Origin of the sequence: Streptomyces sp. B1866 (assembly GCF_031932565.1) — a bacterium.
Lineage (GTDB): Bacteria > Actinomycetota > Actinomycetes > Streptomycetales > Streptomycetaceae > Streptomyces.
In genome coordinates this window covers 1-9160 of sequence record NZ_JAVSCF010000251.1, presented here as the reverse complement: position 1 = coordinate 9160, position 9160 = coordinate 1, and the positions used below count along the sequence as shown (strand labels likewise).

The 9160-nt window shown below is 74.1% G+C and carries 12 protein-coding genes; 6 read left to right on the top strand and 6 right to left on the bottom strand.

What is annotated here, in order from left to right; translation table 11 throughout:
- Nucleotides 1-172: 172 nt before the first annotated feature.
- From rsmD (RKE29_RS24570) to rnc (RKE29_RS24545), 6 genes are all read left to right on the top strand, one after another.
- Nucleotides 173-757: a 16S rRNA (guanine(966)-N(2))-methyltransferase RsmD gene (rsmD, locus tag RKE29_RS24570; protein WP_312007793.1), complete on the top strand. Its 585-nt coding sequence runs from the start codon at nt 173-175 to the stop codon at nt 755-757.
- A gap of 26 nt (nt 758-783) precedes the next feature.
- Nucleotides 784-1263 (top strand): pantetheine-phosphate adenylyltransferase, encoded by a 480-nt coding sequence (coaD, locus tag RKE29_RS24565; RefSeq protein ID WP_312007794.1) that lies wholly within the window; start codon nt 784-786, stop codon nt 1261-1263.
- Between the two features lie 249 nt (nt 1264-1512).
- Complete coding sequence (locus RKE29_RS24560) at nt 1513-2682, top strand: cell division initiation protein (RefSeq protein WP_312007795.1); 1170 nt, start codon at nt 1513-1515, stop codon at nt 2680-2682.
- A 212-nt stretch (nt 2683-2894) separates the two neighbouring features.
- A complete protein-coding gene (locus tag RKE29_RS24555) occupies nt 2895-3503 on the top strand; it encodes a YceD family protein (protein ID WP_312007798.1) in 609 nt (202 codons plus the stop codon).
- Nucleotides 3504-3505: 2 nt separating this feature from the next.
- On the top strand, nt 3506-3679 hold the full coding sequence (rpmF, locus tag RKE29_RS24550) for a 50S ribosomal protein L32 (protein WP_312007796.1): 174 nt from the start codon (nt 3506-3508) through the stop codon (nt 3677-3679).
- A gap of 19 nt (nt 3680-3698) precedes the next feature.
- Complete coding sequence (rnc, locus tag RKE29_RS24545; protein ID WP_312007797.1) at nt 3699-4544, top strand: ribonuclease III; 846 nt, start codon at nt 3699-3701, stop codon at nt 4542-4544.
- Between the two features lie 72 nt (nt 4545-4616).
- Here the strand turns inward: rnc (RKE29_RS24545) and rnc (RKE29_RS24540) are convergent, their stop codons facing one another.
- The 6 genes from rnc (RKE29_RS24540) to rsmD (RKE29_RS24515) all read right to left on the bottom strand — a co-directional run bounded on the left by rnc (RKE29_RS24540) (nt 4617) and on the right by rsmD (RKE29_RS24515) (nt 8988).
- Nucleotides 4617-5462: a ribonuclease III gene (gene rnc, locus RKE29_RS24540; RefSeq protein ID WP_312007797.1), complete on the bottom strand. Its 846-nt coding sequence runs from the start codon at nt 5460-5462 to the stop codon at nt 4617-4619.
- Nucleotides 5463-5481: 19 nt separating this feature from the next.
- Nucleotides 5482-5655 carry a 50S ribosomal protein L32 gene (gene rpmF, locus RKE29_RS24535; protein ID WP_312007796.1) on the bottom strand — a complete coding sequence of 58 codons (174 nt, stop codon included), beginning with the start codon at nt 5653-5655 and terminating at the stop codon, nt 5482-5484.
- A 2-nt stretch (nt 5656-5657) separates the two neighbouring features.
- A complete protein-coding gene (locus RKE29_RS24530) occupies nt 5658-6266 on the bottom strand; it encodes a YceD family protein (protein WP_312007798.1) in 609 nt (202 codons plus the stop codon).
- 212 nt (nt 6267-6478) lie between these two features.
- Nucleotides 6479-7648 (bottom strand): cell division initiation protein, encoded by a 1170-nt coding sequence (locus RKE29_RS24525; protein ID WP_312007795.1) that lies wholly within the window; start codon nt 7646-7648, stop codon nt 6479-6481.
- A gap of 249 nt (nt 7649-7897) precedes the next feature.
- Nucleotides 7898-8377 carry a pantetheine-phosphate adenylyltransferase gene (gene coaD / locus RKE29_RS24520; protein WP_312007794.1) on the bottom strand — a complete coding sequence of 160 codons (480 nt, stop codon included), beginning with the start codon at nt 8375-8377 and terminating at the stop codon, nt 7898-7900.
- 26 nt (nt 8378-8403) lie between these two features.
- Nucleotides 8404-8988 carry a 16S rRNA (guanine(966)-N(2))-methyltransferase RsmD gene (rsmD, locus tag RKE29_RS24515; protein WP_312007793.1) on the bottom strand — a complete coding sequence of 195 codons (585 nt, stop codon included), beginning with the start codon at nt 8986-8988 and terminating at the stop codon, nt 8404-8406.
- Nucleotides 8989-9160 lie beyond the last annotated feature (172 nt).

The window sequence follows — 9160 nt, the reverse complement described above, 5'->3', positions numbered from 1 at the left end:
CCCCGGCCACGGGCCGCCCCGGCCACGAGCCGGCCGGGCCGGGCGAGCGGGACCCGACCGGCCGGGCCCGGTGCCAGGCCATATCGTGGGTGGGGCGGTGGCGCGCAGGCCCGCCGCCGCTCCGCCGCCCGGCGCGAGAAGGACCACCAGTGCGAAGGACACCCTGCCCACCATGACCCGCGTGATCGCCGGAGCCGCAGGCGGCCGCCGCCTGGCGGTGCCGCCCGGCAGCGGCACCCGGCCCACCTCGGACCGGGCGCGCGAGGGCCTGTTCTCCACCTGGGAGTCGCTGCTGGGCTCGCTGCGCGGCGCGCGGGTCCTGGACCTGTACGCGGGCTCGGGCGCGGTCGGCCTGGAGGCGCTGTCCCGGGGCGCGGGCCACGTGCTGCTGGTGGAGTCCGACGCCCGCGCCGCCCGCACCGTCCGGGCCAACGTCCGCGCGCTCGGCCTGCCCGGCGCGCTGGTGCGGCACGGCAGGGCCGAGCAGACGGCCGCGGGCCCGCCGCCGGACGGCGGTCCGTACGGGGTCGTCTTCCTCGACCCGCCGTACGCGACCAGCGACGACGATCTCCGCGAGATCCTTCTCACACTCGCCGGCAATGGCTGGTTCGGGGAGGATGCGCTGGTCACCGTGGAGCGGAGCACCCGAGGCGGGGAGTTTCGCTGGCCGGCCGGTTTCGCGGCCGTGCGGGCCCGTCGCTACGGCGAGGGCACGCTGTGGTACGGCCGCGCCACGGGGTGCGAGAACGCGTCATGACCGGTCCGGAGAGCGAGGAACCACTGTTGCGCCGCGCAGTCTGTCCGGGGTCTTTCGACCCCGTCACCAACGGACACCTCGACATCATCGCCCGAGCGTCCAGGCTGTACGACGTCGTGCACGTCGCCGTGATGATCAACAAGTCGAAGCAGGGCATGTTCACGGTGGAGGAGCGGATCGATCTCCTCCGGCAGGTCACCGCGGACTTCGGCAACGTCGAGGTGGAGTCCTTCCACGGGTTGCTGGTCGACTTCTGCAAGGAGCGGGACATTCCCGCCATCGTCAAGGGCCTGCGGGCGGTCAGCGACTTCGACTACGAGTTGCAGATGGCGCAGATGAACAACGGCCTGTCCGGCGTGGAGACCCTGTTCGTGCCGACCAATCCCGCCTACAGCTTCCTGTCCTCCAGCCTGGTCAAGGAGGTGGCCGCCTGGGGCGGCGACGTCTCCCACCTGGTGCCCGCCGTCGTCCTCGACGCCCTGACCCGGAGACTCGCCGAGCGCTGACCCGTATCTGACGGATCGTCAGGGGTGTCGGGCGCGCCCCGGGACCCGTACAGTCGTGACCGACCGCGGTGCGCCCGGCGGCCTCCCGGCCGCCGGTGCCCGCGGGGACGGCCGAGGCGCCGCCCACCGGTGCCGCACGGCCCGGCGGGGCGCGCGCCGGCCGGCCGTCCCCGGCGTCGCGGCGAACGTGGCATCCGTCGGTCCCCGGCCTGTCCGGCACAGCGGCAAAGAGAGTGGCGAGCAACCAAGGTGGACGTGCAGAAGAAGCTCGACGAGATCGTCAGGGCCGTCAGCGGCGCCCGGTCCCTGCCCATGTCCGCCTCGTGCGTGGTCAACCGGGCCGATCTGCTCGCCCTGCTGGAGGAGGTGCGCGCCGCCCTGCCCGCGTCCCTCGCCGAGGCCCAGGAGGTGCTCGGCGGCCGCGAGCAGGTGGTGGAGGAGGCGCACCGGGAGGCCGAGCGGATCATCGAGTCCGCGCACGCCCAGCGCGGCTCGCTGGTCTCCGACACGGAGGTCGCCCGGCGGTCCCGGGAGGAGGCCGACCGGATCCTGGACGAGGCCCGCAGGGAGGCCGCCGAGATCCGTGCCGAGGCCGACGACTACGTCGACAGCAAGCTGGCCAACTTCGAGGTCGTCCTCACCAAGACCATCGGCTCGGTGGACCGGGGCCGCGACAAGCTGCTCGGCCGCGCGCCCGCCGCGGACGGCTACGACGACGGCAACGGGTCCGAGGCCGGCCACGCGGCCGGGGCGGACGACGACGGGCCGGAGCGCAGCGCCGACCCGGAGACCCTGCGCCACCGCGCCGACGCGTACGTGGACGCCAAGCTCGGCGCGGTGGCCGCCGTGCTGGCCAAGACCCTGGAGGCGGTCGGCCGGGGCCGGCAGAAGCTGCACGGCGCGCGGGCCATCGACGAGCTGGCCGCCCACATGGCCGCCCAGGAGGCCGCCGGCCAGGACGGCTCCGCCCTGGACCACCGGACGAGCGACGCCGACTACCTGGCCGACCTCGCCCGCACCCAGGCGCCCGCCGCGGGTCCCCTCATCCCCGCCCAGCAGGCCGCCGAGCCCGGCTACTACGACCAGACGGCCCAGACGGCCCAGCCCGCGGCGGCGGCCGGCGCCGCCGGCTACCCGGAGCAGGGCGGGTACGGCTACCAGGGCCAGGACTACCCGCAGGGCTACCCGGCCCACGACCCGTACGCCGCGCAGGACGGCTACCGGCAGCCGGACGGCTACGGCTGGCAGCAGCCCTACGAACCGGCCCACGACGGCGGCTACGGCCCCGCGGAGCACGGGCAGGCGGCGGCCCAGCAGCCGCCCTACCAGCAGGGCGCCGCGCTGGACGAGACCAGCCTGTTCGACACCAGCATGATCGACCTCGACCAGCTCCGGCAGTACGAGCAGGGCGGCCGCTGAGCGGCCGCTGAGCGGCCGCTGAGCGCGCCGGGGGCCGGGCGGCCCTCGGCGGATTGGGCGCGGCGTCCGCCGTCCAGTATCCTGGCTGTTCGGTCGCACCCATGGTCGCGATCAGCGCTGCCCGCATCGCGACGCGCGTCGGGCGGCTGTTCACGCAGCGTAGAAAGCAGGAAGCCCTGAACGCCCCCCGTCTGGACCACCGTGCCCCCCTCGTGTTCGACACGCGGGAGCTGGGCCGGTCCCCCGGCGCGCTCAAAAGGCTCACCCGCTCGGTGCCCGCGCCCAAGGACCTCGGTATCGAGGTCATCGGCGTGGCCGAGGGCGCGCCGGTCGAGCTGGTCCTGCGCCTGGAGTCGGTGATGGAGGGGGTGCTCGTCACGGGCACCGCCCGTGCGCCGCTCGGCGGGGAGTGCGTAAGGTGTCTGGAGCCGCTGGAGCGCGAGCTTCAGGTGGACTTCCAGGAGATGTACGCCTACCCCGAGTCCGACGGCCGGAACCGCGTCGTCGCGGACACCGGCGCGGACACCGAGGAAGACGACACGCTCTTCGTCGAGGGCGACCTGTTCGACCTCGAACCCGTACTGCGCGACGCGGTGGTGCTGGCACTGCCGCTGCAGCCGGTGTGCCGGGAGGACTGTCCGGGACTGTGCGCCGAGTGCGGTGCGCGGCTCGCGGACGACCCGGACCACCACCACGACGCCGTCGACATCCGGTGGGCGGCGTTGCGGGAATTCGCCGACTCCCTCGGGAGCGGCGGACCCGACGGTGCCTCCCGCGCGGGAGGCGACCGAGACCAAGACCGAAACGCACAGGAGGAGTAGCCGTGGCCGTTCCGAAGCGGAAGATGTCGCGGAGCAACACGCGCCACCGCAGGTCGCAGTGGAAGGCCGCGGTGCCGACCCTGGTGGCCTGCGAGCGCTGCCGTGAGCCGAAGCTGCAGCACATCGCGTGCCCGAGCTGCGGCACCTACAACCGCCGCCAGGTCCTCGACGTCTGATCGGCGGGTGACAGGTTTTATGTCAGACGCCACAGCACCTCCTCCGCGCAAGCGGGGAGGGGACTCGCGCGGCCCTGAACCGCGCGGAAGTGAGCGAGCGGACACAGCCTCGTCCCACACCATCCTGGAAGGGCGGCTCGGGTACCACCTGGAGTCCGCCCTTCTGGTGCGTGCGCTCACTCACCGCTCCTACGCGTACGAGAACGGCGGGCTGCCGACCAACGAGCGCCTGGAGTTCCTGGGCGACGCGGTGCTCGGGCTGGTGGTCACCGACACGCTCTACCGCATCCACCCCGACCTGCCCGAGGGGCAGCTCGCGAAGCTGCGGGCCGCGGTGGTCAACTCGCGCGCGCTGGCCGAGGTGAGCCGCGGCCTGGACCTGGGCGCCTTCATCCGGCTCGGCCGGGGCGAGGAGGGCACCGGGGGCCGGGACAAGGCGTCCATCCTGGCGGACACGCTGGAGGCGGTCATCGGCGCGGTGTACCTGGACCAGGGCCTGGAGGCCGCCGCCGAACTGGTGCACCGGCTCTTCGACCCGCTGATCGAGAAGTCCTCGAACCTGGGCGCCGGGCTGGACTGGAAGACCAGCCTCCAGGAGCTGACGGCCACCGAGGGCCTGGGGGTTCCGGAGTACCTGGTGTCGGAGAAGGGCCCCGACCACGAGAAGACCTTCACGGCTGCTGCCCGCGTCGGTGGTGTCGCGTACGGCACCGGCACCGGCCGCAGCAAGAAGGAAGCCGAGCAGCAGGCGGCGGAGGCCGCCTGGCGGGCGATCCGCGCCGCGGCCGAGGAAGGCCGGACGAAGGCCGGCGGGGCGGGGACCGCCGCCGTCGCCGCCGCGAAGGACGGCGAGACGGCGGCGTAGCCGGGCCCCGGCCGGCTGCCGGCGGTGGCGGGCACCGGTGCCCGCCACCGCCGGCAGCCGGCCGGGGCCCGGCTACGCCGCCGTCTCGCCGTCCTTCGCGGCGGCGACGGCGGCGGTCCCCGCCCCGCCGGCCTTCGTCCGGCCTTCCTCGGCCGCGGCGCGGATCGCCCGCCAGGCGGCCTCCGCCGCCTGCTGCTCGGCTTCCTTCTTGCTGCGGCCGGTGCCGGTGCCGTACGCGACACCACCGACGCGGGCAGCAGCCGTGAAGGTCTTCTCGTGGTCGGGGCCCTTCTCCGACACCAGGTACTCCGGAACCCCCAGGCCCTCGGTGGCCGTCAGCTCCTGGAGGCTGGTCTTCCAGTCCAGCCCGGCGCCCAGGTTCGAGGACTTCTCGATCAGCGGGTCGAAGAGCCGGTGCACCAGTTCGGCGGCGGCCTCCAGGCCCTGGTCCAGGTACACCGCGCCGATGACCGCCTCCAGCGTGTCCGCCAGGATGGACGCCTTGTCCCGGCCCCCGGTGCCCTCCTCGCCCCGGCCGAGCCGGATGAAGGCGCCCAGGTCCAGGCCGCGGCTCACCTCGGCCAGCGCGCGCGAGTTGACCACCGCGGCCCGCAGCTTCGCGAGCTGCCCCTCGGGCAGGTCGGGGTGGATGCGGTAGAGCGTGTCGGTGACCACCAGCCCGAGCACCGCGTCGCCCAGGAACTCCAGGCGCTCGTTGGTCGGCAGCCCGCCGTTCTCGTACGCGTAGGAGCGGTGAGTGAGCGCACGCACCAGAAGGGCGGACTCCAGGTGGTACCCGAGCCGCCCTTCCAGGATGGTGTGGGACGAGGCTGTGTCCGCTCGCTCACTTCCGCGCGGTTCAGGGCCGCGCGAGTCCCCTCCCCGCTTGCGCGGAGGAGGTGCTGTGGCGTCTGACATAAAACCTGTCACCCGCCGATCAGACGTCGAGGACCTGGCGGCGGTTGTAGGTGCCGCAGCTCGGGCACGCGATGTGCTGCAGCTTCGGCTCACGGCAGCGCTCGCAGGCCACCAGGGTCGGCACCGCGGCCTTCCACTGCGACCTGCGGTGGCGCGTGTTGCTCCGCGACATCTTCCGCTTCGGAACGGCCACGGCTACTCCTCCTGTGCGTTTCGGTCTTGGTCTCGGTCGCCTCCCGCGCGGGAGGCACCGTCGGGTCCGCCGCTCCCGAGGGAGTCGGCGAATTCCCGCAACGCCGCCCACCGGATGTCGACGGCGTCGTGGTGGTGGTCCGGGTCGTCCGCGAGCCGCGCACCGCACTCGGCGCACAGTCCCGGACAGTCCTCCCGGCACACCGGCTGCAGCGGCAGTGCCAGCACCACCGCGTCGCGCAGTACGGGTTCGAGGTCGAACAGGTCGCCCTCGACGAAGAGCGTGTCGTCTTCCTCGGTGTCCGCGCCGGTGTCCGCGACGACGCGGTTCCGGCCGTCGGACTCGGGGTAGGCGTACATCTCCTGGAAGTCCACCTGAAGCTCGCGCTCCAGCGGCTCCAGACACCTTACGCACTCCCCGCCGAGCGGCGCACGGGCGGTGCCCGTGACGAGCACCCCCTCCATCACCGACTCCAGGCGCAGGACCAGCTCGACCGGCGCGCCCTCGGCCACGCCGATGACCTCGATACCGAGGTCCTTGGGCGCGGGCACCGAGCGGGTGAGCCTTTTGAGCGCGCCGGGGGACCGGCCCAGCTCCCGCGTGTCGAACACGAGGGGGGCACGGTGGTCCAGACGGGGGGCGTTCAGGGCTTCCTGCTTTCTACGCTGCGTGAACAGCCGCCCGACGCGCGTCGCGATGCGGGCAGCGCTGATCGCGACCATGGGTGCGACCGAACAGCCAGGATACTGGACGGCGGACGCCGCGCCCAATCCGCCGAGGGCCGCCCGGCCCCCGGCGCGCTCAGCGGCCGCTCAGCGGCCGCTCAGCGGCCGCCCTGCTCGTACTGCCGGAGCTGGTCGAGGTCGATCATGCTGGTGTCGAACAGGCTGGTCTCGTCCAGCGCGGCGCCCTGCTGGTAGGGCGGCTGCTGGGCCGCCGCCTGCCCGTGCTCCGCGGGGCCGTAGCCGCCGTCGTGGGCCGGTTCGTAGGGCTGCTGCCAGCCGTAGCCGTCCGGCTGCCGGTAGCCGTCCTGCGCGGCGTACGGGTCGTGGGCCGGGTAGCCCTGCGGGTAGTCCTGGCCCTGGTAGCCGTACCCGCCCTGCTCCGGGTAGCCGGCGGCGCCGGCCGCCGCCGCGGGCTGGGCCGTCTGGGCCGTCTGGTCGTAGTAGCCGGGCTCGGCGGCCTGCTGGGCGGGGATGAGGGGACCCGCGGCGGGCGCCTGGGTGCGGGCGAGGTCGGCCAGGTAGTCGGCGTCGCTCGTCCGGTGGTCCAGGGCGGAGCCGTCCTGGCCGGCGGCCTCCTGGGCGGCCATGTGGGCGGCCAGCTCGTCGATGGCCCGCGCGCCGTGCAGCTTCTGCCGGCCCCGGCCGACCGCCTCCAGGGTCTTGGCCAGCACGGCGGCCACCGCGCCGAGCTTGGCGTCCACGTACGCGTCGGCGCGGTGGCGCAGGGTCTCCGGGTCGGCGCTGCGCTCCGGCCCGTCGTCGTCCGCCCCGGCCGCGTGGCCGGCCTCGGACCCGTTGCCGTCGTCGTAGCCGTCCGCGGCGGGCGCGCGGCCGAGCAGCTTGTCGCGGCCCCGGTCCACCGAGCCGATGGTCTTGGTGAGGACGACCTCGAAGTTGGCCAGCTTGCTGTCGACGTAGTCGTCGGCCTCGGCACGGATCTCGGCGGCCTCCCTGCGGGCCTCGTCCAGGATCCGGTCGGCCTCCTCCCGGGACCGCCGGGCGACCTCCGTGTCGGAGACCAGCGAGCCGCGCTGGGCGTGCGCGGACTCGATGATCCGCTCGGCCTCCCGGTGCGCCTCCTCCACCACCTGCTCGCGGCCGCCGAGCACCTCCTGGGCCTCGGCGAGGGACGCGGGCAGGGCGGCGCGCACCTCCTCCAGCAGGGCGAGCAGATCGGCCCGGTTGACCACGCACGAGGCGGACATGGGCAGGGACCGGGCGCCGCTGACGGCCCTGACGATCTCGTCGAGCTTCTTCTGCACGTCCACCTTGGTTGCTCGCCACTCTCTTTGCCGCTGTGCCGGACAGGCCGGGGACCGACGGATGCCACGTTCGCCGCGACGCCGGGGACGGCCGGCCGGCGCGCGCCCCGCCGGGCCGTGCGGCACCGGTGGGCGGCGCCTCGGCCGTCCCCGCGGGCACCGGCGGCCGGGAGGCCGCCGGGCGCACCGCGGTCGGTCACGACTGTACGGGTCCCGGGGCGCGCCCGACACCCCTGACGATCCGTCAGATACGGGTCAGCGCTCGGCGAGTCTCCGGGTCAGGGCGTCGAGGACGACGGCGGGCACCAGGTGGGAGACGTCGCCGCCCCAGGCGGCCACCTCCTTGACCAGGCTGGAGGACAGGAAGCTGTAGGCGGGATTGGTCGGCACGAACAGGGTCTCCACGCCGGACAGGCCGTTGTTCATCTGCGCCATCTGCAACTCGTAGTCGAAGTCGCTGACCGCCCGCAGGCCCTTGACGATGGCGGGAATGTCCCGCTCCTTGCAGAAGTCGACCAGCAACCCGTGGAAGGACTCCACCTCGACGTTGCCGAAGTCCGCGGTGACCTGCCGGAGGAGATCGATCCGCTCCTCCACCGTGAACATGCCCTGCTTCGACTTGTTGATCATCACGGCGACGTGCACGACGTCGTACAGCCTGGACGCTCGGGCGATGATGTCGAGGTGTCCGTTGGTGACGGGGTCGAAAGACCCCGGACAGACTGCGCGGCGCAACAGTGGTTCCTCGCTCTCCGGACCGGTCATGACGCGTTCTCGCACCCCGTGGCGCGGCCGTACCACAGCGTGCCCTCGCCGTAGCGACGGGCCCGCACGGCCGCGAAACCGGCCGGCCAGCGAAACTCCCCGCCTCGGGTGCTCCGCTCCACGGTGACCAGCGCATCCTCCCCGAACCAGCCATTGCCGGCGAGTGTGAGAAGGATCTCGCGGAGATCGTCGTCGCTGGTCGCGTACGGCGGGTCGAGGAAGACGACCCCGTACGGACCGCCGTCCGGCGGCGGGCCCGCGGCCGTCTGCTCGGCCCTGCCGTGCCGCACCAGCGCGCCGGGCAGGCCGAGCGCGCGGACGTTGGCCCGGACGGTGCGGGCGGCGCGGGCGTCGGACTCCACCAGCAGCACGTGGCCCGCGCCCCGGGACAGCGCCTCCAGGCCGACCGCGCCCGAGCCCGCGTACAGGTCCAGGACCCGCGCGCCGCGCAGCGAGCCCAGCAGCGACTCCCAGGTGGAGAACAGGCCCTCGCGCGCCCGGTCCGAGGTGGGCCGGGTGCCGCTGCCGGGCGGCACCGCCAGGCGGCGGCCGCCTGCGGCTCCGGCGATCACGCGGGTCATGGTGGGCAGGGTGTCCTTCGCACTGGTGGTCCTTCTCGCGCCGGGCGGCGGAGCGGCGGCGGGCCTGCGCGCCACCGCCCCACCCACGATATGGCCTGGCACCGGGCCCGGCCGGTCGGGTCCCGCTCGCCCGGCCCGGCCGGCTCGTGGCCGGGGCGGCCCGTGGCCGGGG

Bases quoted from the DNA above. Each gene is read 5' to 3' on its own strand.
- rnc (WP_312007797.1), bottom strand. From the start codon at position 5,462: ATGTCAGACGCCACAGCACCTCCTCCGCGCAAGCGGGGAGGGGACTCG.
- rnc (WP_312007797.1), top strand. From the start codon at position 3,699: ATGTCAGACGCCACAGCACCTCCTCCGCGCAAGCGGGGAGGGGACTCG.
- rsmD (WP_312007793.1), bottom strand. From the start codon at position 8,988: ATGACCCGCGTGATCGCCGGAGCCGCAGGCGGCCGCCGCCTGGCGGTG.
- rsmD (WP_312007793.1), top strand. From the start codon at position 173: ATGACCCGCGTGATCGCCGGAGCCGCAGGCGGCCGCCGCCTGGCGGTG.